At 43.3% G+C, this 21487-nt stretch carries 24 protein-coding genes, 1 tRNA gene and 2 other annotated features; of the genes, 2 read left to right on the forward strand and 23 right to left on the reverse strand.

Annotation, left to right across the window (positions count from 1 at the left end; all coding sequences use genetic code 11):
* Positions 1–25: 25 nt before the first annotated feature.
* The 16 genes from rpoB to cysE form a co-directional block, all read right to left on the reverse strand.
* Positions 26–3370 carry a DNA-directed RNA polymerase subunit beta gene (gene rpoB, locus ACHOLT_RS01925; protein WP_425805426.1) on the reverse strand — a complete coding sequence of 1115 codons (3345 nt, stop codon included), beginning with the start codon at positions 3368–3370 and terminating at the stop codon, positions 26–28.
* A gap of 405 nt (positions 3371–3775) precedes the next feature.
* Positions 3776–4150 (reverse strand): 50S ribosomal protein L7/L12, encoded by a 375-nt coding sequence (gene rplL / locus ACHOLT_RS01930; protein WP_425805428.1) that lies wholly within the window; start codon positions 4148–4150, stop codon positions 3776–3778.
* Between the two features lie 103 nt (positions 4151–4253).
* Positions 4254–4778, reverse strand: a complete 525-nt coding sequence (rplJ, locus tag ACHOLT_RS01935; protein WP_425805429.1) for a 50S ribosomal protein L10 — start codon at positions 4776–4778, stop codon at positions 4254–4256.
* 29 nt (positions 4779–4807) lie between these two features.
* Positions 4808–4940: a sequence feature (ribosomal protein L10 leader region), on the reverse strand.
* Between the two features lie 62 nt (positions 4941–5002).
* Positions 5003–5695 carry a 50S ribosomal protein L1 gene (gene rplA / locus ACHOLT_RS01940; protein ID WP_425805430.1) on the reverse strand — a complete coding sequence of 231 codons (693 nt, stop codon included), beginning with the start codon at positions 5693–5695 and terminating at the stop codon, positions 5003–5005.
* Positions 5696–5744: 49 nt separating this feature from the next.
* Entirely contained in the window at positions 5745–6173 is a 429-nt protein-coding gene (gene rplK / locus ACHOLT_RS01945; RefSeq protein WP_425805431.1) for a 50S ribosomal protein L11, read from the reverse strand.
* Positions 6174–6208: 35 nt separating this feature from the next.
* Positions 6209–6736, reverse strand: coding sequence for a transcription termination/antitermination protein NusG (gene nusG / locus ACHOLT_RS01950; RefSeq protein ID WP_425805433.1), 528 nt, complete (start codon positions 6734–6736; stop codon positions 6209–6211).
* 71 nt (positions 6737–6807) lie between these two features.
* On the reverse strand, positions 6808–7029 hold the full coding sequence (secE, locus tag ACHOLT_RS01955; protein ID WP_425805434.1) for a preprotein translocase subunit SecE: 222 nt from the start codon (positions 7027–7029) through the stop codon (positions 6808–6810).
* Between the two features lie 79 nt (positions 7030–7108).
* The gene (rpmG, locus tag ACHOLT_RS01960; RefSeq protein WP_425805436.1) at positions 7109–7258 is read right to left on the reverse strand and encodes a 50S ribosomal protein L33; all 150 of its coding nucleotides are present in this window, start codon (positions 7256–7258) and stop codon (positions 7109–7111) included.
* A 292-nt stretch (positions 7259–7550) separates the two neighbouring features.
* A tRNA-Met gene (locus tag ACHOLT_RS01965) sits at positions 7551–7625 on the reverse strand.
* Between the two features lie 163 nt (positions 7626–7788).
* Complete coding sequence (gene sigH / locus ACHOLT_RS01970; RefSeq protein ID WP_425805437.1) at positions 7789–8442, reverse strand: RNA polymerase sporulation sigma factor SigH; 654 nt, start codon at positions 8440–8442, stop codon at positions 7789–7791.
* A 143-nt stretch (positions 8443–8585) separates the two neighbouring features.
* Positions 8586–9326 (reverse strand): 23S rRNA (guanosine(2251)-2'-O)-methyltransferase RlmB, encoded by a 741-nt coding sequence (gene rlmB, locus ACHOLT_RS01975; protein ID WP_425805438.1) that lies wholly within the window; start codon positions 9324–9326, stop codon positions 8586–8588.
* A gap of 64 nt (positions 9327–9390) precedes the next feature.
* Positions 9391–9711: a hypothetical protein gene (locus tag ACHOLT_RS01980; RefSeq protein ID WP_425805439.1), complete on the reverse strand. Its 321-nt coding sequence runs from the start codon at positions 9709–9711 to the stop codon at positions 9391–9393.
* 279 nt (positions 9712–9990) lie between these two features.
* A complete protein-coding gene (thyX, locus tag ACHOLT_RS01985; RefSeq protein ID WP_425805440.1) occupies positions 9991–10662 on the reverse strand; it encodes an FAD-dependent thymidylate synthase in 672 nt (223 codons plus the stop codon).
* Positions 10663–10693: 31 nt separating this feature from the next.
* Positions 10694–11071 carry a Mini-ribonuclease 3 gene (locus ACHOLT_RS01990; protein ID WP_425807848.1) on the reverse strand — a complete coding sequence of 126 codons (378 nt, stop codon included), beginning with the start codon at positions 11069–11071 and terminating at the stop codon, positions 10694–10696.
* A 48-nt stretch (positions 11072–11119) separates the two neighbouring features.
* A complete protein-coding gene (gene cysS, locus ACHOLT_RS01995) occupies positions 11120–12559 on the reverse strand; it encodes a cysteine--tRNA ligase (RefSeq protein ID WP_425805442.1) in 1440 nt (479 codons plus the stop codon).
* Positions 12510–13256 (reverse strand): serine O-acetyltransferase, encoded by a 747-nt coding sequence (gene cysE / locus ACHOLT_RS02000; protein ID WP_425805443.1) that lies wholly within the window; start codon positions 13254–13256, stop codon positions 12510–12512. Before cysE ends, cysS begins: the two co-directional genes overlap by 50 nt.
* 156 nt (positions 13257–13412) lie before the next feature.
* On the opposite strand from cysE, the gene ACHOLT_RS02005 reads away from it, so the two are divergent.
* Complete coding sequence (locus ACHOLT_RS02005; protein ID WP_425805444.1) at positions 13413–13592, forward strand: hypothetical protein; 180 nt, start codon at positions 13413–13415, stop codon at positions 13590–13592.
* A gap of 91 nt (positions 13593–13683) precedes the next feature.
* Positions 13684–13896 (reverse strand) — a binding site (T-box leader).
* Between the two features lie 105 nt (positions 13897–14001).
* Here ACHOLT_RS02005 and gltX read toward each other — a convergent pair.
* From gltX to ACHOLT_RS02030, 5 genes are all read right to left on the reverse strand, one after another.
* Positions 14002–15447, reverse strand: a complete 1446-nt coding sequence (gene gltX / locus ACHOLT_RS02010) for a glutamate--tRNA ligase (RefSeq protein ID WP_425805446.1) — start codon at positions 15445–15447, stop codon at positions 14002–14004.
* Positions 15448–15451: 4 nt separating this feature from the next.
* On the reverse strand, positions 15452–15946 hold the full coding sequence (gene ispF / locus ACHOLT_RS02015; protein ID WP_425805447.1) for a 2-C-methyl-D-erythritol 2,4-cyclodiphosphate synthase: 495 nt from the start codon (positions 15944–15946) through the stop codon (positions 15452–15454).
* A complete protein-coding gene (gene ispD / locus ACHOLT_RS02020) occupies positions 15933–16658 on the reverse strand; it encodes a 2-C-methyl-D-erythritol 4-phosphate cytidylyltransferase (protein WP_425805449.1) in 726 nt (241 codons plus the stop codon). The genes ispF and ispD overlap by 14 nt, the downstream gene beginning before the upstream one ends.
* Positions 16651–17811, reverse strand: a complete 1161-nt coding sequence (locus ACHOLT_RS02025) for a PIN/TRAM domain-containing protein (RefSeq protein ID WP_425805450.1) — start codon at positions 17809–17811, stop codon at positions 16651–16653. Before ACHOLT_RS02025 ends, ispD begins: the two co-directional genes overlap by 8 nt.
* Before the next feature lie 110 nt (positions 17812–17921).
* Positions 17922–18398, reverse strand: coding sequence for a CarD family transcriptional regulator (locus ACHOLT_RS02030; protein ID WP_425805451.1), 477 nt, complete (start codon positions 18396–18398; stop codon positions 17922–17924).
* 231 nt (positions 18399–18629) lie between these two features.
* Between ACHOLT_RS02030 and ACHOLT_RS02035 the strand changes: the two genes are divergently transcribed.
* Positions 18630–19022 carry a DUF1573 domain-containing protein gene (locus ACHOLT_RS02035; RefSeq protein WP_425807849.1) on the forward strand — a complete coding sequence of 131 codons (393 nt, stop codon included), beginning with the start codon at positions 18630–18632 and terminating at the stop codon, positions 19020–19022.
* 112 nt (positions 19023–19134) lie between these two features.
* Here ACHOLT_RS02035 and ACHOLT_RS02040 read toward each other — a convergent pair whose 3' ends face one another.
* Positions 19135–19998 (reverse strand): YitT family protein, encoded by an 864-nt coding sequence (locus tag ACHOLT_RS02040; RefSeq protein WP_425805453.1) that lies wholly within the window; start codon positions 19996–19998, stop codon positions 19135–19137.
* Between the two features lie 41 nt (positions 19999–20039).
* Positions 20040–21422 (reverse strand): DNA repair protein RadA, encoded by a 1383-nt coding sequence (radA, locus tag ACHOLT_RS02045; protein WP_425805454.1) that lies wholly within the window; start codon positions 21420–21422, stop codon positions 20040–20042.
* Between the last annotated feature and the right edge of the window lie 65 nt (positions 21423–21487).

Raw genomic sequence — 21487 nt, forward strand, 5'->3', positions numbered from 1 at the left:
GGTTCTCTCTCCTTTCGCCTGGGAATTATTCGAAATCGTCCAAGTTATCTTCTTCGAAGACTTCTTCCTCTAGGGTCTCTTCGTCCTCGTTCTCGTCTTCTTCTCCCTCGCCTGATTCAACGAGTTCAGGAACCGGCATATCTTCCTGGAGGTCAATTCCCAATTCTTTTGCCGTTTCGGTCACATCTTCATCAATCTCACGGATTTCAATCTCTTTATCGTCTTCGGAAAGCACTCGAACATCGAGGGCTAAACTCTGAAGTTCCTTGATGAGAACTTTGAAAGATTCCGGAACACCAGGTTCAGGGATATTTTCCCCTTTTACAATCGCTTCATAAGTCTTAACACGACCTACAACATCATCCGATTTAACCGTAAGAATTTCTTGCAAGGTATATGCAGCACCATAAGCCTCTAGAGCCCAAACTTCCATTTCTCCGAAACGTTGTCCGCCAAACTGCGCTTTACCGCCGAGAGGCTGCTGCGTTACAAGGGAGTATGGTCCGGTTGAACGTGCATGGATTTTATCATCAACAAGATGGTGAAGTTTGAGGAAGTACATAACGCCTACTGTAATCTGGTTATCAAAAGGCTCGCCAGTACGCCCATCATAGAGAACTGTCTTACCGTTTTCAGGAAGTCCCGCCTTTTTGAGCGTATCAAAGACATCTTGTTCCCTTGCTCCATCAAATACAGGCGTAGCTACCTTTACGCCCAGAGTTTTAGCAGCCCAGCCAAGGTGTGTCTCCAGAACCTGCCCAATATTCATCCGTGACGGAACACCCAGCGGATTAAGAACGATTTCTACAGGAGTGCCATCCGGAAGGAAGGGCATATCCTCTTGACGCATGATCCTGGAAATAACCCCTTTATTTCCGTGGCGTCCTGCCATTTTATCCCCGACAGAGATTTTACGTTTTTGAGCGATGTAAACCCGAACGAGTTCATTGACTCCAGGTGCAAGTTCATCTCCGTTTTCACGGGTGAAGACCTTAACATCAACAATCTTTCCTGCTTCGCCGTGTGGTACACGAAGCGAAGTATCCCGGACTTCACGCGCTTTTTCCCCAAAGATCGCGCGGAGGAGGCGTTCCTCAGCCGTCAGTTCTGTTTCTCCTTTAGGAGTAACTTTACCGACAAGAATGTCTCCAGGACGAACCTCAGCTCCGATCCGGATAATTCCGCGTTCATCCAAATCTTTTAAGACATCTTCTCCAACATTCGGAATATCACGGGTAATCTCTTCCGGCCCAAGCTTTGTATCCCGCGCATCAGATTCATACTCTTCAATATGAATCGAAGTATAATAATCTTCACGAACAAGCTTTTCACTGATTAGGACAGCATCCTCGTAGTTGTAGCCTTCCCAAGTCATGAAGGCAATCAATACGTTCCGGCCCAGTGCTAACTCTCCATGATCTGTCGATGGGCCATCTGCAATAATCTGTTCAGCTTCAACCTGTTCCCCTTTCATAACAATCGGACGTTGATTGATGCAGGTTCCTTGGTTAGAGCGAAGATACTTAAGCAATTTATGCTTCTCAAGTGTTCCATCCTCATGCCGAATGATAATTTCATCGGCGGTTGCCCGTTCAATAACCCCAGGCTTTTGGGCGAGGATACATACGCCTGAATCTTTAGCCGCTTTATACTCCATACCTGTTCCAACATAAGGGGAATCCGTACGGAGAAGAGGTACTGCTTGACGCTGCATGTTGGATCCCATTAAAGCCCGGTTAGCATCATCGTGCTCAAGGAAGGGGATCAAAGCCGTTGCAATGGATACCATTTGTTTCGGAGATACGTCCATATAGTCAATGCGAGAAGGCGAAACTAAAACGAAATCTGCTCCATGGCGGGCATCAATTTTTTCTTCAAGGAAACGTCCATTTTCATCAAGAGGAGCATTTGCCTGTGCGACAACAAATTTTTCCTCCTCATCAGCGGTCAGATAATCAATCCGGTCAGTAACCCGGCCTTCAACCACTTTACGATAAGGGGCTTCAATAAAACCATAAGGATTAATTCGACCATACGTACTTAAAGATCCAATCAAACCGATATTCGGACCTTCTGGAGTTTCAATCGGGCACATCCGTCCATAGTGGGAATGGTGAACGTCACGGACTTCGAATCCTGCACGTTCACGGCTTAATCCACCGGGTCCCAAGGCGCTCAGACGGCGTTTATGAGTCAACTCAGCAAGAGGATTCGTTTGATCCATAAACTGAGACAGCTGGCTGCTGCCGAAGAATTCTTTGATAGCAGCTACAACGGGACGGATATTGATAAGGACTTGCGGCGTGATGACATCCACATCTTGAATGGTCATCCGTTCCCTTACAACTCTTTCCATCCGTGAAAGACCAATTCGGAATTGGTTCTGAAGCAATTCACCGACTGAACGCAGGCGGCGGTTACCCAAATGGTCAATATCGTCTCTATGTCCTTCACCATTCATCAGATTAAGCATCTGACGAAGAGAGCTGATAATATCCTCGCGTGTCAAATGATGGACTTCAGGCGGGATATCCAAGCTCAATTTCTTATTCAGTTTATATCTTCCCACTTTAGCTAAATCATAACGTTTAGGATCAAAGAATAAAGCTTCCAGCAAAGAACGTGCACTGTCAACTGTTGGCGGTTCGCCTGGACGGAGACGTTTATAAATCTCTACCAGTGCTTCCTCAGTAGATTCCGAGTTATCTCTTTCTAAAGTCAGGCGTATATGCTCATTATCATCAAACAGCTCAAGAATCTGCCCATTTGTTGCATACCCAAGAGCACGGATAAGAACTGTTGCCGGAAGTTTCCGTGTACGGTCAACACGAACAAACAGGTTATCATTTAAATCCGACTCAAACTCAAGCCATGCACCGCGGTTCGGAATGATCGTTGCCCCGTAAAGCTTTTTACCGCTTGGGTCAATGCTTTCAGCATAATAAACCCCTGGAGAACGAACAAGCTGACTAACGATAACCCGCTCAGCACCATTAATAATGAACGTTCCTTTGGCCGTCATAAGCGGAAAATCTCCCATAAAGACTTCCTGCTCCTTAACCTCGCCCGTCTCTTTATTGATGAGGCGGACCTTTACCCTTAATGGCGCCGCAAAAGTTACGTCGCGTTCTTTGCATTCTTCAACTTCATATTTGGGCTCGCCTAAACTATAATCGATAAATTCTAAGACTAGGTTACCTGTGAAATCTTGAATTGGAGAAATGTCACGGAACATTTCGCGTAGCCCCTCATCAAGGAACCACTGATAGGAGTTCTGCTGAATTTCAATTAGATTTGGCATGTCGAGAACTTCACGGATTCTGGAAAAACTCCAGCGCTCCCGAGTCCCAACCTTAACAGGATAGAACATTTACGCTTCACCCCTCAAGTGTTATGTCCTCGCCCGAGGAAATAATATTTAGACATAAACAACCAAAAGCAAGGCCTTACTTTAAAACCTCGCTTCGATGTTTATGGAGATCCCTCTCGTGAGATAAAATTGATCAAATGATAATCTCCTCATTACGGACTTTCTATGCCATTTCTGAGATGGTATAGTTTGGATAATATACGTATTTTATGTAACGTAACAGTTATTAAGGATAACAAGAATATTTAATTTTGTCAAGCAAAAAATGAATAAAAAATAAAAACCTGTAATTAAAATTTGTATTACAAATGTAAAAGCCAAAAAAAAATAAATTTAATCATAACTTTATAATAAAAAAGATGCCTACCCATTCGGATAAGCATCTTTTTTATTATAAAGTTAAACTTATTTAACTTCGACTGTAGCGCCAGCTTCGGTAAGTTTAGTTTTAATAGCTTCAGCATCATCTTTGCTGACTTTTTCTTTGATCGCTTTAGGAGCATTATCAACAAGATCTTTAGCTTCTTTCAGACCAAGACTGGTTACTTCGCGAACAACTTTGATAACGTTGATTTTGGATCCGCCAGCACTAGTAAGGATTACATCAAATTCAGTTTGTTCAGCAGCAGCAGCAGGAGCGGCAGCGCCAGGAGCAGCAGTTACAGCAACAGGAGCAGCGGCGCTAACACCAAATTCTTCTTCAAAAGCTTTGACAAGCTCAGCGAGTTCGAGTACAGTTAAGCCTTTTACGGCTTCGAGAATTTCAGCAGTTTTAGACATGTTAAAATTTCCTCCTTAAATATCCTTTAAACTTTAATAATTTAGTCTCTTTTGCAGAGAATTTTATGTGGTGATTTAATTGAACCTCGAATTCAAAATTTAATTATGCTTGGGCTTCTTTAAGCTTACGCACTTCTTCTAAAGCATAACCCATCTTGCGAATAGGGCCTTGAAGTACATTGACCATACCTGCCAGCGGAGCCTGCATTCCACGCAAAACTTGCGCAAGCAATACTTCGCGGGAAGGGAGATCAGCAAGTGCTTTCACACCATCAGGGTCAATGATTTTGCCTTCAACAACTCCGCCTTTAATGGTAAAGGTCTTCACATCTTTAGCAAACTCAGACAATACCTTAGCCGGAGCAACCGGATCAGCACTAAAAGCAACAGCGGTTGGACCTTCAAGGATAGAATCCAAACCATCAATTCCAACTTCATGAGCGGCTCTGCGAACCAGAGTATTTTTAAATACACGATATTCAACGCCGGCCTGACGCAAGTCAGCACGAAGTTTGGTTACTTGAGAAACAGTCATTCCACGATAATCAGCAATGACTACTCCTGTGGATCCTTGGAATTTCTCTTTAATTTCCGAAACAACTTGTGCTTTTTCTTCGATATTGGGCACGATAGTCCACCTCCTTCCACAGATTTAACTCACCAAACGAAAAACCTCCGCATCTGCAGAGGTTAAGAATGCCCATATTTATTCATGGAACAATTTCTCCAACCTCGGCAGGATATTAAGCCTTTCAGCTCCTGCTGTCTACAGTGGGAAGATATTTAATTCTTGCTGAGTATATCTTATCTGTGTAATTCTGTCAAGAAACCTTTTTTCTAAATCTATAAAAATCAGAGCGCTTTGACTGGGTTAATCCGCACGCCGGGTCCCATTGTTGAAGAGACAGTAGCGCTGCGGACATATTGCCCCTTAGCTGCCGCAGGCTTTGATTTATACAGAACTTCTGCAAGAGTCTTATAGTTCTCAGCTAACTGCTGTTCGGTAAAGGATACCTTGCCAATCAGAGCGTGAATGATTCCAGATTTATCAGCACGGTATTCAATTTTACCGGCTTTAATTTCTTTGATTGCTTTAGTTACATCTAAGGTAACAGTTCCGGTCTTCGGGTTTGGCATAAGTCCCTTAGGACCAAGTACACGACCCAACTTACCGACCATACCCATCATATCCGGTGTAGCAACAACAACTTCAAAATCAAACCAACCTTGCTCGATCTTGGCAATCATGTCTTCAGCACCTACATAGTCTGCGCCGGCAGCTTCAGCTTCTTTTGCTTTTTCTCCTTTAGCAAAGACAAGGACACTCCGTGTCTTACCTGTGCCATTGGGAAGCACTACAGCTCCGCGAATTTGCTGATCGGCATGACGTGTATCAATACCAAGCTTAATAGCAACTTCTACTGTTTCATCAAATTTAGCTTTCGCAACTTTTTTAACGATAGCTAAAGCCTCTGCTGGCTCATAAAGAGCATTACGGTCAAATGCTTTTACAGCTTCTTGATAGTTCTTACTTACTTTGGCCATTCTTATACCTCCTTGTGGTTGTTCGGGTATTACCCTCCCACACATCGAATTAACCTTCGATGATTTCAATTCCCATGCTGCGAGCAGTACCTTCAACCATTCTCATCGCAGCCTCAACACTTGCAGCATTCAGATCCGGCATCTTTAATTCCGCAATTTCACGGACTTTCGTTTTATTAACCTTTGCCACCTTTTTACGGTTAGGCTCGGATGAACCAGAATTGATATTCGCTGCCTTCTTCAATAATACAGAAGCCGGCGGGGTCTTAGTAATAAAGGTAAAGGAGCGATCCTCATAGACGGTTATTTCAACCGGAATGATAAGTCCCGCTTGATCCTTTGTGCGCTCATTGTACTCTTTGCAGAAGGCCATAATATTGACCCCGTGCTGACCAAGAGCAGGACCAACCGGAGGTGCCGGATTTGCTTTACCAGCAGTAATCGCCAATTTTACCAAACCAACAACTTTTTTTGCCATGCTTAACACCTCCTTAATAGGGTAATTCTATCTGCTTAGTCGATTTTTTCGACTTGGGCAAAATCAAGTTCAACAGGAGTTTCCCGACCAAACATCGAAACAGAAACTCTTAGTTTGCCTTTGTCCTCCAAGATTTCGCGTACCACGCCGACAAAATCTTTGAACGGACCTGATGCAACACGAACACTTTGATTGATGGAATAATCAACATGAGTACGTACTTCCTCGACGCCCATTTGCCGCAAAATGCTCACGACCTCATGCTCTAGCAGCGGAATCGGTTTTGCACCTGTCCCTACAAAGCCGGTTACCCCTGGAGTATTGCGGACAACATACCAGGAATCGTCTGTCATTTCCATCTCTACCAGAACGTAACCTGGGAATACCTTGCGCTTGGCAACCTTCTTCTTCCCATTTTTGATTTCGATCTCATCCTCCATGGGAACAAGTACGCGGAAGATTTTGTCCTCCATATTCATGGATTCCACACGTTTTTCAAGATTCGTTTTCACCTTATTCTCATATCCGGAATAGGTGTGAATGACATACCAATTTTTTGCCATGATTCAAAACGGGAACCGCTAATGCCAGTCCCGAACCTCCTTGCCAAGTCTCGGGGCAACCTGTTCAAAAGCTATCCGAGCATTTTTGTCAATACGAAACTCAGTCCGCTATCGACAACCCAGAGCAATACCGACACGATAGCTGAAGTCACTAAAACGACACCTGTATAAGTCAGGAGTTGTCGGCGATTCGGCCATTGTACCTTTTTAAGCTCGTTTATTACTCCTTTAAAATACTCCGAAGCCTTTTCTGTCTGGGCTTGAGTATTCGTCGGTTTTTTTACAGCGCCCATACCATCACATCCTTACAAGACATATGACCACCCTGCTCGACAACGCTTCCCGGCGTACAGCCGAAAAACACAAAAAAAATTATTTTGTTTCTTTGTGAGTTGTATGAGTCTTGCAGAACTTACAATACTTTTTAATCTCAAGACGATCTGGATTGTTTTTCTTATTTTTCATCGTTGCATAGTTACGATTTTTGCATTCCGTACACGCCAAGTTAAGAGCGACACGCATTTATGAACACCTCCCTGGACAAAAACATATGACTCCGGATTTAATCCATGCTCAAATAATTTATCACAAGTGACTAGCCCTGTCAAGAAATAGAAGATAAAGGACAACTAATTGCCCTGATTAACTATAAATAAAATAAATAAGACAGCTGAGCTGTCTCGTTCATTTACAATCTTATTGTACCGCAACCCCTTGATAATCACAAGTCCTTCTTTTGCTCTTTAAAGAAAACTCAATGTGTTTGTTGGTATAAAAATAGACTCCGTAGAGTCTTCTACGGAGTATTCTTGCTTGGTTGCGGGGGCCGGATTTGAACCGACGACCTTCGGGTTATGAGCCCGACGAGCTACCGCTGCTCCACCCCGCGATATTACTTAGACAGTACGTATTATAGTATATACTTTATATTAATAAAAGTATACTCTTTCGAGCCAGCAAATTCTTCCATGATTCCATGGCTAAACAAAAAAATCAAAGAAGCTTATGTTGAAAATCCAGAAACCTATGTATCCGGCCCTGGTCTTCTTTAACTAACCGTCTCTTCTCTCCAAGTATCGTTCAAGCTTCCTCTTTACACGCTGCAGAGCATTATCGATTGATTTAACGTGTCTATGCAAATCAACCGCAATCTCTTGATAAGACTTGCCTTCTAGATATGACATCAAAACTTTCCACTCTAAAGAACTCAGTATTTCGCCCATTTTTTCTTCAATATCATCGAACTCTTCCTGACTGATAATGAGTTCCTCCGGATCCGTAATCCGCGTTCCAGAAATAACATCAAGCAAAGTCCGGTCCGAGTCTTCGTCGTATATTGGTTTATTTAGCGATACATAAGAGTTAAGGGGAATGTGTTTTTGCCTTGTTGCTGTTTTTATTGCTGTAATAATTTGACGTGTAATGCACAATTCGGCAAAAGCCCGGAATGAAGAGAGCTTATCGCCCCGGAAATCTCGTATTGCTTTGTAAAGACCAATCATACCCTCTTGGATAATATCTTCACGATCTGCTCCAATTAAAAAGTAGGATCGCGCTTTAGCTCTTACAAAATTTTTATATTTATTGATCAAGTATTCGAGTGCTGAGGCATCGCCTTCTTTAGCCAGCCCTACGATTTCTTCATCCGCTATGATCTCTGTTATATCGCACCCTTCTGTTTCTTCAGGTTGGGCATTAAAACTCAAAGCGATCCCTCCCGTATCATGGTGATGAAGATGGTAATTCACAAATACCGCTCTTGTCCCCATGCAAGAACATTCTCATTATAACCGAGAGCCAAGAAAAGCTCAAGGCGAAGTTTAGGAGGTTTTGTTGTTCTTTGGCACTTCTAACCCTTAAATTGGCGTTGCCGAAGAACTTCATATAAGAGAACAGAGCCTGCGACACTCGCATTCAAGGAATTTATTTTTCCTTTCATAGGCAAGCTGACCATGACATCGCAGGTTTCGCGCACTAATCGGCTTATTCCCTTACCCTCACTTCCGATAACTAATACTCGTGGTCCTGTTAGATCTAAAGAAAAGGCTTCGGTTCCTCCGGCCTCCGCTCCCGCGATCCAGCAGCCCTCTTTTTTTAGTTCTTCGAGGGTTTGAACCAGATTAGTTACTCGGACAACTAATACATGCTCAACGGCTCCCGCAGAAGTTTTAGACACAGTTGCTGTTAAGCCGACACTGCGCCTTTTGGGAATAATGACTCCGTGAGCGCCAACAGCATCTACTGTCCGGATAAGTGCTCCTAAATTATGAGGATCTTCAATTTCATCTAACACAAGAATAAACGGATCTTCCCCTTTAGAACGAGCTGAATTTAAAATATCCTCAACTTCTGCATACTCTCTTGGAGCAACATAGGCCAGCACCCCTTGGTGTTTAGCATGTCCGGTTAAGCGGTCCAAGGCAGATTTTTCAACAAACTGAAAAGGAACTCTTTTGTTGCGGGCAAGTTCAATTAACTCTTGGTAATGTGTACCCGTTCCTTCCGATTGAAACAAGATTTTATTTATGGGTTTATCCGCTTTTAAAAGTTCGCCGACGGAGTTGCGTCCGTAGACTATTTCGTCGTTCATGAGCATTACTCCTTAAGGTGAATTATGATTATATTTCTCCATGATTTTGCTTTACATCGGTCACTCAATTCACTTTGCGGGCCAAACTAACGCTCAAATCCTTCGCTCCGACAGGACCTGGCCAAATCGCTCGCAGAGCTGCTATTGCCATCCATGGCGCACTCTGCACTTGGCGCGTCCATGTGCCATCGCTGCTCACTGGCCAGTTGGAAACGTCCTGTTTCCAACCCGTCTCCGCTGCGTATTTTTCGCGAAGTTTGGCAGCCGCTCGCTCAAAAGTCGCTCCCTCTTGTAAATCAAAATCATTCGGTGGCATCACGGGTATTCGCTTAAGTAATTCTGTCACGTCTTCTCTAGTATTCCCGAAAAACCTTACCCAAGCCATTCGCAGAAGATCCTGGCAGGTACCGCTTTGGCCTAAGGAAGCGGCTTAAAGCAAGCAGCTCATCGAACTTAGCGAAGAAGTCGGGCGGAGGCAGGACCGCGCACACGATGTGCGCGGCCGACCGTGAGCCAAGGAAGGCGAATTGGGAGGGTATCCTGCCGGAACCCAACTTCTGAGCTTTAGTTCGGTCTGCGAGCGTCCCAAGCGACCGTGGTCAAAGCGGTACCGACATTCCACATACGAAAGTTAAATACGAGAATAACCACTCGATCAAATGAATTACTTCGTGAGCGTCTTAATTCGTCCGCAGCTCATTGCTCCTTCGTGGCAAACCCCTTGGGTTACGCATGTGGGGCCAGCCTGTGCGAAAAGGTTAGGGGCAACTTCTTTAACAAGCTTAAGCATTTTTTCTGCCAGCTGCCGAATTTCCCATTGTGCCCGCATACATGTTCTATGTTCAAAAAAGTTAAGCAGGGAACGAGCATTAAAGGTCGCCATAAGCGAAGTTGTACAGGCATTGGGAAGAATATAGCGCGCATCTTCAGCAGGTACAACAGCGACAAGTTCTTGATATTCGTCCTGCAGCGTTTTCATAACCTTTTCGAACCGCTCTAAAGCTTCAGGATTGCGTTGAATACTCGGTGGAGTCACAAAGTCAAATCCTGCTTCCTTTACATAACGCTGCGAACGCTGTGAATAGCTGGCGATCCGATGTCGAACAAGCTGATGAGAAAGGGCCCGTGAGACACCGTCAATTGAGAATTGAAAGCTGACATGTTCAAAGGTAGAAAGATGTCCCATTGAACGCAGTCTTCGTACAAAACCTGCAATTTTTTCATCCGTAAGCTGTTCCATGAGTTCTGGAACAGGATCGGAAGAATAACATAAACGCGCTGCAGCTGCAACGACTTTTTCCGGTTCCGGCGTATATTGAATTAACTCTACGTTCATAACTTTACCCCTCTTTCTCTCCATTAGTCTATTATGTGCTTGCAGCCTTAAAATCTGCAACAACAGCATCGGTTTGATGAAAAGCCCATTCCATTCGCTCTATTTGTCCGGTAAGCTGCCAATATCCTACCAGTGCCTCGAATGCCGTTGCATGCCGATAAGTAATAACATCTGTACTTTTCGGATGACTGCCTTTCGTATTTCTTCCACGCATCACTACCTGGCTTTCTGTCTCCGTTAAATCAGGCATAAGCTTTTGCAATAATCTGGCTTGGGTTGATGCTCGGACATAATCAATAGCGATATGGTGTAATTCTTTCACCTTTTCACATCCTAATTCAAGCAAATGCGTCCTAACCCACAGCTCGTAGACTGCATCCCCTAGATAAGCAAGGGTTAGAGCATTCATTTCCTGCCAACCTCTTGACGTTTGAATGGGCAAAGCCCCTTCCTCCTTTTATTCTGGCTTTATAGTCCAGCGTGCTCCTTGTGGTGTGTCCTCAAGGGCAATTCCCATCTCCTTTAACTGATCTCGAATAAAGTCGGCCATTTCCCAATCCTTTTTCTGGCGTGCCTTTAACCGAACAGCTAAAAGTATTGCCATGGCTTTATCCAGTTTCTTATCCGTTTCTCCCGCTAGAGAATCCGGATGCTCTAAATCAAACCCGAGTACACCTGCTAATTCCAGCAGAGTTTCCCGTGCCTTCTTTAGACCTTCAGATGTATAGGGATAAACCTGAAGATGAGCATTGATCTTCTTTCCGAGTTCAAAGAGACTGGCATAGGCAAGGGATGAATTAAAGTCATCATCCATTGCCTCAGCGAAGCCTTGGCATGCCGCCTGAGCAGCATCTAAAAGCTCCTGATCAGCCTCCGGCTGAATCGCTTTATCTCCCTTTCTTCCCAATGCTTCGGTTGCCAAACGAATGCTCGTTTGGAGACGTTCTAAACTTTTCTGCGCCATTCTAAGATTTTCATCGTCAAAATCCAAGGGGCTCCGGTAATGGATGCTTAATAAATAAAAACGCACCACCTCTCCCGGAAAATGCTCCAAAATCTCTCGAACAGTAAAGAAGTTTCCCAGGGATTTAGACATTTTTTGTTGATTAATGGTTAGAAAAGCATTATGCATCCAGTAATGAGCAAAAGTTTTACCCTTCAGATAACCTTCTGATTGCGCAATTTCATTTTCATGATGCGGAAAAACGAGGTCTCCTCCGCCTCCATGAATATCAAAACCTGCTCCAAGATACTTTAGCGACATAGCCGTACATTCAATATGCCAGCCCGGACGTCCTTGACCCCAGGGACTTGCCCAAGAAGGTTCGCCCGGTTTCGCCTTTTTCCAAAGCGCAAAATCCATGGGATTGTTTTTACGTTCATCCACATCTACACGAGCTCCAGCTTGCATATCCTCAAGGGATCTGCCGGAAAGCTTTCCGTAGTCGGGGAACTTGTCGACGGCGAAATACACATCTCCAGACACTTCATAAGCAAGCCCATTGTTAATAAGTCCTTGAATAATATCAATCATTTCCCGGATATGCTCCGTCGCCTTAGGATGAATTGTTGCAGGCAAAATTTTTAGAGCCTGAGCATCCTTGAAATACTCATCAATATATTTTCGGGAAAGGGCTAAGGGATCAATTCCCTCTTCCAAACCCCGCTGAATAATCTTATCGTCAACATCCGTAAAATTCTGGACGAAGGTAACTTTATATCCTTTATACATCAAATAGCGGCGAACCATATCAAACACAACGAGCATCCGCCCATTACCAACATGAACATAGTTATAGACCGTTGGGCCGCAAGAGTACATGGCAACTTTTCCGCTTTCGCGCGGCTTAAATTCCTCTTTCTGACGAGTCATTGTGTTGAATAATTTTATAGACATCGCATTGGTTCTCCTTTTCTTCTACTATTTTCTCTAAATGATTAACACGTTCCATTAAGCAGTTTAACATTTCTTGGACCGGATCGGGAAGATCCTCAACTCTTTTTGCTGAGTCAACTGTTTCTCCCGCTGAAAGCTGTTCAAGCTCCAGTACATGGAGATCCCCGTTTTTAACAGGCATTCCCCTGTGTCTGACAATAGTTCCCGGTACACCGACAACTGTTGAATCCGCCGGAACAGGCTTGGTCACAACAGAACCCGCCCCGATCTTAACATTATCCCCAATCTTAATTGAACCTAAAACTTTAGCTCCTGACCCGATAAAAACATTATTGCCAATTGTCGGATGTCTTTTTCCCTTTTCTTTACCGGTTCCTCCTAAAGTCACTCCCTGATACAGGGTAACATTGTCCCCTACCTCGGCAGTTTCACCTATAACCACGCCCATGCCATGATCAATAAAAAATCCCTTCCCGATTCTCGCCCCTGGATGAATTTCAATTCCAGTTAGAAAGCGGGCAATTTGAGAAATTACCCGTGGAAGCAAAATTAAATTTTTAGTAAATAACCAGTGAGATAAACGGTGAAAGAGAATGGCGTGAAATCCCGGATAGCACAAGACAACTTCAATAATGCTTCTTGCGGCGGGGTCACGATCAAAAATAACCTGAATATCCTCTCTAATTTGACGAAACATATCCATCATCCTTACAACTAATTTATCATCATGGAATATCAAAGTAGCGTTTCCCCTAGAGGATAAGTCGACTAAGGCTTAAGTTTCGTGCCTCAACTCTAAGCCAGTCTCCTATATCGCGCAGGAGTGAACGATTTTTTCGGAGGGGCGTTAATAATGAACGAAACTTTCGAAGCCGAAAGCCTCGATAGCCGTGAAGGCTATTGCACTTGTTTGAAAGGGTTTCGCGCTTTAGCTCAGCGCCGCCGTGGTTCACCTGCGGCGGCACACATGGACGTGCAAAGTGTCGTGGACACTTTGGAAGGCAAATCCACGGCCAGAAAACAGAAGGGTTGACAGGGCTGCCTCGAAAGTAAGTGAATCAGCCCCGGAGATGCAGGTAAACGGATACGCGAAAAGCTACGCCTAATAAAAAAGGAAACCCCTCATCAGAGACGAAGGATTTCCGTGGTTCCACTCTGTTTGAACAGGACAAACCTGTTCCTCATCATAGCTTTAACGCAGCCGCTGCGGAACTGAATACTCAATTCTTCTGTACCGTTCCAGGATGCATTTCACAAGGTTCCTCTGAGATGGGTTCCACCGATCCATCCTCTCTTTGCAGAGAGATCCTTCCTACTTTTCCCTTCATTACGTTTAAAAATATTCTTTTTTGCGGTCGAATCTTGCTTAAAGTATAGGGAATCCCTCTTGTAATGTCAACTTATTCACCGCACAATTTTATCGTGCATGAAGTTAGTAACATTTAGCCTATAGCTTCTAAACGTTTGATCACATTTTCCTTTCCTAAAAGCGGAATAATATCATAGAGCTCAGGTCCATGCATTTGTCCCGTAAGAGCTATACGGATCGGCATATAAACAAGTTTGCCCCCGAGTTTTAACTCTTTGGTGATTTGCTTGAGAAGAGTTTTCGTCCCCTCGACAGTTAAGGAATCCATAGCTTGAAGCTTGCTCTTAAAGAGATCAAGAACCATAGGAACCTGCTCACCATGAAGAATTTCAAGAGCCTCTCCCTCAGGTGCCGGAGCTTCCGAACCATAGAAATAATGAACATAATCTTTGACTTGAGCCATATAGGAAAGATGATTAACAATCGCTTGTACAAAGTGAAGCAGCCACGTTCTATCCTGCTCAGAAAGATCACCTTGGGGCATTACCCCCATCTCTTGAAGATAAGGAAGTGCGAGATCAGCTAAACGCTCTGGTGGTGATTGCTTGATGTAATGCGCGTTAATATAGTTTAGTTTATTCAAGTCAAAGACAGCGGGACTCTTGGAAACGCGGTCTAAGGAGAATATTTTTTCCAGCTCATCAAGTGTAAAAAACTCTTCTTCACCTGGCGGCGCCCAGCCCATAAGGGCAATAAAGTTAACAACAGCCTCCGGTAAATACCCTTTCGCCTGATAATCAATAACGGCCGTATCCCCATCACGTTTGCTCATTTTTCGGCCTTCTGTGTTCAAGATCAACGAAATATGAGCAAATTCAGGCACTTTTAAATCAAGTGCTTCATAGATTAAAATTTGTCGCGGTGTATTGGATAAATGTTCCTCACCACGAATAACGTGAGTAATCTTCATCGTGGTATCATCGATCACAACTGCATAGTTATAGGTAGGAATTCCATCGGATTTGACAATAACATAGTCTCCAATTCCATCGCTGTCAAAAACAACTTCTCCGCGGACATGATCATGAATGACAATTTTCTGCCCCTCAGGTACGCGGAAACGAATAACAGGCTTACGTCCTTCCGCCTCATACTTAGCCTTTTGTTCCTCAGTCAAGTGTCGGCATTTTCCAAGATAACGCGGAGTTTCTCCTTTAGCAATCAAGGCTTGACGCTCTTCTTCAAGCTCCTCTTCTGAACAATAACAGCTGTAGGCATGTCCGCTTTCAATCAGCTTTTTTGTATATTCCCGATATAGATCAAGTCTTTCCGTTTGGCGATAAGGTCCATTATCCCCGCCAACTTCAATTCCCTCATTCCATTCAATTTTCAGCCATCGCAGCGCTTCAAGAATATTGTGCTCTGATTCCCGGCTTGAACGCTCTAGGTCAGTATCTTCACTGCGAACAATAAATACCCCATTTTCACGCCGGGCAAGTAAATAATTGAAAAGAGCGGAACGTGCGCCTCCTATATGTAATGGTCCTGTAGGACTCGGTGCAAAACGTACTTTAAGCATGGTGTTAATATTCCTCCTCAATTTTAACTAGGCTGACAATGGCTTGGGCACTAATTCCTTCCTCTCGGCCTTCAAAACCAAGATGTTCCGTTGTCGTTGCCTTAACCGAGATCTGATCCAATTTAACATTCATTACCTCTGCAAGTTTATCCTGCATTGCAGGTATAAAACGCGCAAGCTTCGGGCGCTGGGCAACAATAATACAATCTAAATTTCCTAACTTGTATCCTTTTTCATAAATTAAATTTATAACATTTTTCAACAAAATAAGACTTGTAATACCTCGAAAACGTTCATCTACATCCGGAAAATGCTTGCCAATATCGCCTAAAGCCAAAGCTCCCAGGAGTGCATCCATGACCGCATGCGTTAACACATCAGCATCCGAATGCCCAAGCAAACCGCGTTCAAAAGGGATTTCAATCCCACCGAGAATCAATGCGCGGCCTTCGACTAAGGCATGGACATCATATCCGATCCCGACTCTAATTCTTCTCACTCCCTATTTTACTGCGCACCCTATCGGACCTTTTCTTAAGAATACTCTCCGCCAGCCATAAGTCCTCAGGAGTTGTCATTTTAATATTCTCCAGTGAACCCTCAAGTACGTGGACAGGTTCCCCAAGCCATTCCACTAAACTCGCGTCATCTGTTCCCAAAAATCCTTCATCAATGCACCGACGATGAGCCAATTCCAAAAGCTCGCGTTCAAAAACTTGAGGGGTCTGTACGGCTCTTAAACTTTCGCGGGGCGGGGTTTCAAGCACCTGTCCCTCTTCATCGACACGTTTAATTGTATCCTTAACAGGAACAACCATGATTGCCGCCCTATACTTTTCCGCTTCTGTAAAAAAGCGGTTAAGCTGATCTAACGTTAAAAGGGGGCGTGCCCCATCATGTACGGCCACCCGTTGGATCGCCGGACTTAGAGCCCTTACCCCCGCATAAACTGATTCTTGACGTTCTTTCCCACCAAGCGTAACATGAGATACTTTAGTAAATTGATATTTGCTAACAAGTTCTTTTATTTTGGGCAGATCTTCTGCTGACCCAACAACGACAATTTCCGAAACATTGGAAGAGTCTTCAAACAGCTTTAAGGAATGAGCCAAAATCGGCCGGTCAGCAAGCATTAAAAACAACTTGTTTCCAGAGGCTCCCATCCTTTTCCCCTGTCCTGCAGCAGGAATCACAACACCCAAGCTAGCCAAGAAGGTCCACCTCATCCGTCGCTAAACGGCCAATCATCTTTTTTTCTGTCGCCGCTTTAGGCTTTGCAAAGATCATCCGGCCGGCAGCCGTTTGCAAAACACTCGTTACAAGGATCGTAAGCTGCTGCCCCATATAACGCCGCCCTGTGTCAACGACAATCATCGTACCATCATCAAGATAAGCTACTCCTTGGCCGGGTTCTTTTCCTTCTTTCATAACCTGAACAATCATTTCTTCACCCGGAAGAACCACTGGTTTTACGGCATTTGCTAATTCGTTAATATTTAAGACCTTTACGCCTTGCAGTTCAGCCACTTTATTTAGGTTATAATCGTTGGTTAAAACAGGAGCTCCAAGAATCTGACCCAACCGTACAAGTTTACTATCCACTTCAGCGATTTCTTCAAAGTCTTGCTCGTAGATTTCAACTTTTATTGCTGTTTCCTTAGAAATATGATTTAAAATATCCAGGCCGCGACGACCCCGATTTCTTTTCAATAGATCTGAGGAATCTGCGATATGCCTTAGCTCTTCTAAAACAAAACCTGGAATTAAAAGAGTTCCTTCAACAAAACCTGTTTTTACAATATCCGCAATGCGCCCATCAATAATAACGCTTGTATCCAATATCTTATAATTAGGGGCAACTTGTTCTGTAAAGCGCTCTGTCTTTATTTCTTTGTTTTTCTCACCTCTTAATCGGGGTAAAACATTGAGAAAACCGAGAACTTCCTCTTTTCTTTTTACACCGATAAGTAGACCAAGGTATCCTAAAGAAAGACTGAGCAGGATAGATAAAACAGGTCCAATGATAGGAATTCGAGAAATTGCATCACTTAATAAACTCGCGATTACAAGTCCGATAATGACTCCGATCGCTCCGCCTACCAAATCGTGAATTGGAATCTTGGTTAACCGAGTATCCAACCACCTCATCAAAACAAGGAACCAACGAATACATGCAGGAGCGATTAAAAAGCCAAATGCCGCAAAAAGAATGATCATTGCGATATAAGTCCAAATGGGTGATAATTGCCATCCGAAAGATTGCAGAAAATGCAGCAGATTAAGATTAAGAATGGCGTAATCAATATAAAACCCGAGCCCGCCAAATAACAGGGTGATGATCCCGCGAACTAAATTGCGAATCATCGCTTCACCTCCTTTATTAATTTAATGTTATTTTAACTAAAAGTCTCAATCATTATACTTTAATTTACCAATTAGTTTCAACCTGCTTGAAATACGAATAAACGTCAATCTTAGACAAGTAATCCCTTTAGTCTTCGGCGTACATCTTCCTCTTCTGACTCCTCTGCGAGAATAAGCTCACTGATCAAAATTTGGGAGGCATTTTCGTACATTTTCTTTTCTCCGGCGGAAAGCCCTTTTTCTCGATCACGCTGTGAAAGACTGCGAACCACTTCTGCAACAGAAAATATACTGCCGCTTTTAATTCGATCTAAATTCGCGCGATACCTTCGATTCCAGGCAAGGGCGGGTAATTGGCTTTCATTTTCAAGAATTTTAAAAACCTCTGGAATCTCAGCTTTAGAGATTATCTGACGAATTCCAAGCTGATCCACATTATTTAGAGGAATAAAGACCTTCATATTTCCAACCGGAATATGCATAACATAATATTGTCGAAATTCGCCAAGAACTTCCCGCTCTTCAATCGCTTCGATCACACCGGCGCCATGCATTGGATAAACGACTTTATCGCCAATTCCAAACATTCTATCCACCCCCTGTAATTTGTATTATAGCAATCTTTAGTATAGGGGTCAAAAATTTTTAATTTTATCATAGACATGCCTTAGGTGTCAATTAACCTTAGCTTTACAATTAATAATTATTATTTTGGCCGATTTTGCGTTGTTTGAGTTTGTCAGGGATGTAGAAAATTGACAACTGCCCTAACGCATCGCTATAATGAAGGAGACAGAAAGGAGTTGAGAATCGAGCCCATGGATGAACTCACGGACCATTTCCAAAATAGCGTTAAATCACTGCTTATTCGGCATCAAAGTATCTTGGATATTCTATCCAAGGGACAGGAGGCATCTGCCCGTGTTAATCGAGCTATTGTAAAATCCGTAACCAACTGTGGTTGCCTTGGAATCGATGCACACAAGAAACCTCTCCCCGAGGATGTAAGCCTTAGTGACTTAAAGGAACTCCTGAATAGCCAACTCGATGGAAAACTCTGTGATAATTGCAGGGATATCATAGAAACTGAACTCGGCAAGCAACTCTTCTATATCGCTGCCTTAGCGAATACACTTGGACTTTCTCTTGATGAAATTATCGCTAAAGAAGAGAAAAAGCTTTCAACGCTGACCATTTTCAATTTAACTTAAAAATCAGTTTAACCTTTATAGGCAGACAAATGTTAATTCTGATATGTGCTTATATGCTGACAAGTTTAAACCCTAAGCTTGTCAGCTTTTTTATATTTCATAAATAACTTGCTTAGTGAATTGCATGCTTCTTGAATCGCCCGCCCATGACCTCATGGACGTCCTGAACAGTAACAAACGCTTCTTCATCAATTTCATCAATAATCGATTTTAATTTTGACAATTCCAAACGGGTCACGACTGAGTATAAAACGCCTTTACTTTCTCCGCTATAGCCGCCTTTTCCTTTTAAATAAGTAACTCCGCGGCCAAGACGCGCCATAAGAACCTCGGCTATTTCTTCAGTCCGGTCGGACACGATAATAACGGCTTTTGATTCATCAAGCCCTTCAATTGTTAAATCAATAATCTTAAAAGCAATAAAGTAAGCAATAAGAGAGTACATTGCGCGATCCCAGCCGAAAATAATACCTGCACTGCTTAAAATGAAGAAGTTAAAAAACATCACGATTTCCCCTACAGAAAAAGCCGTCTTTTTGGAAAGAACAATCGCAACGATTTCAGTTCCATCTAAGGAACCTCCATACCGAATCACCATCCCTACGCCTATTCCCAGAATGATTCCGCCAAAGACTGCTGCCAGCAATGGATCTTGCGTTAAGCCAGGTACAGGGTGGAGAAAACTTACTCCGAGGGAAAGCACGATAATGGCGTATAGCGTTGAAACAACAAAGGTTTTCCCAATCTGGGAATATCCAAAAACCAGAAAAGGAAGATTAAAGATAAAGATAAATAATCCTAAGGAAAAGTGGCTCAAAAAGCTGGAGATAATGGATATTCCGTTTATTCCTCCATCGATGATATTATTGGGAACCAAGAAAATTTCTAAACCAATGGACGCCAGCACCGCTCCAACGGTCAAAAAAAGATATTTGCGAATTCTGTTTGCCATAGCTTTCTTTTTTTGTGGAACCATAAAATACCTCCCTTAATTTTGTCTTTAAAGCTTAAACTTCTTTAATTTCTATTCTTCAGTATCAAATCAATAACCTCCCGTAAATGCCCCTGCTCAATCACTTCAATCTGATTTAAATGCAGCGGTTTTTTTAAGGTGTTTTGGGCAATATACACTTTCTTAAAGCCCATCCGATCCAGTTCACGAATTCGTGCTTCAAGAGCCGGAACCTTTTTTAATTCTCCGGTGAGCCCCACATCGGCAACAAAGACGCAATCCCCGGGGATGGGAACATCTTTTACCGAAGAAACAATACTCAATATCACGGCCAGGTTAACTGACTGCTCCTTAAGTTGCAGACCACCCGTGGTTTTGATGACGACATTTTTATCATATAAATCGATTCTCCCACGTTGTTCGAGGATGGAAATCAAGGTATTCAACTGATCTCTGCGTAAACACTCTGAGATTCTGGAAGGGTAGGGCGTATAGGATTTAGAAACTAGGCTCTCAACCTCAACAATAATAGGGCGGGTTCCTTCTTTAACCACGGTCAGGGTACTTCCACAGACCTCTTCTCCATCCGGGCGCAAGGTCATAAAAAACTCTGAAGGATTATCAATCGATAACATTCCCTGCTCAGTCATCGCAAAAAAGCCAATCTCCCCAGTACTCCCGAATCTATTTTTGGAACACCAGGCAGCTCGCAATTCTTCCCCGCTCTCACCATTCAGGATTAATACCGTATCTACTAAATGTTCAAGTGCCCTGAGACCGGCCATTTCATCTTCCTTAGTCATTTGTCCGACCATGATCACTGCCCGAGGCCTTTCGGGATTCTTAGCAATTCTCAGCAATTCATTTGCACATTCCATCGTTTGGACAGGAGAGCCCGGACGAGAATTATACTCCTCCAGAATAAACGTTTGGATGCTGTCGATAATGACTAAATCCGGATCGAGTTCCTCAACTGAAACTAAAATATTGTTTAACAGCGTATCTGAACAAAGCCAAATATTACGCTGATTTCCTTTCAAAATCCGTTCCGCCCGATTTTTAATCTGGCTCTCGCTTTCTTCTGCTGAGGCATAAAGCACCTTATAACCTTGAGCGGCTACATCATCAGCAACCTGTAAAAGCAAAGTCGATTTGCCCGCACCCGGTCGAGCGGTAAGAATTGTCAGCGAATCTTTTACGATTCCGCCTCCAAGAACTCGATTAAATTCCTGTATTCGAGTGACGATTCGATCACTGTTTCCGGACATTACTTCGGAGAGCTTTTTGGCAGAGAATTTTCGGGCCTTTGCCGAAGATGAATTATTCGTCTTCGGCTGATTAATCACTTCTTCGAAGGTATTCCATGCTTCACATTCTTGACATTTACCCATCCAACGCGGACTTTCATAACCGCATTGCGAACATCGATAAAGGATTTTCGTCTTCATAGCACCCTCCTCTCTTATTTCTTCGCTAACGCAGCTTCTATTTCCTTCGAAAAACTAAATATTAC

It is taken from the genome of Desulfitobacterium nosdiversum, from assembly GCF_049860565.1.
GTDB lineage: Bacteria > Bacillota > Desulfitobacteriia > Desulfitobacteriales > Desulfitobacteriaceae > Desulfitobacterium_A > Desulfitobacterium_A nosdiversum.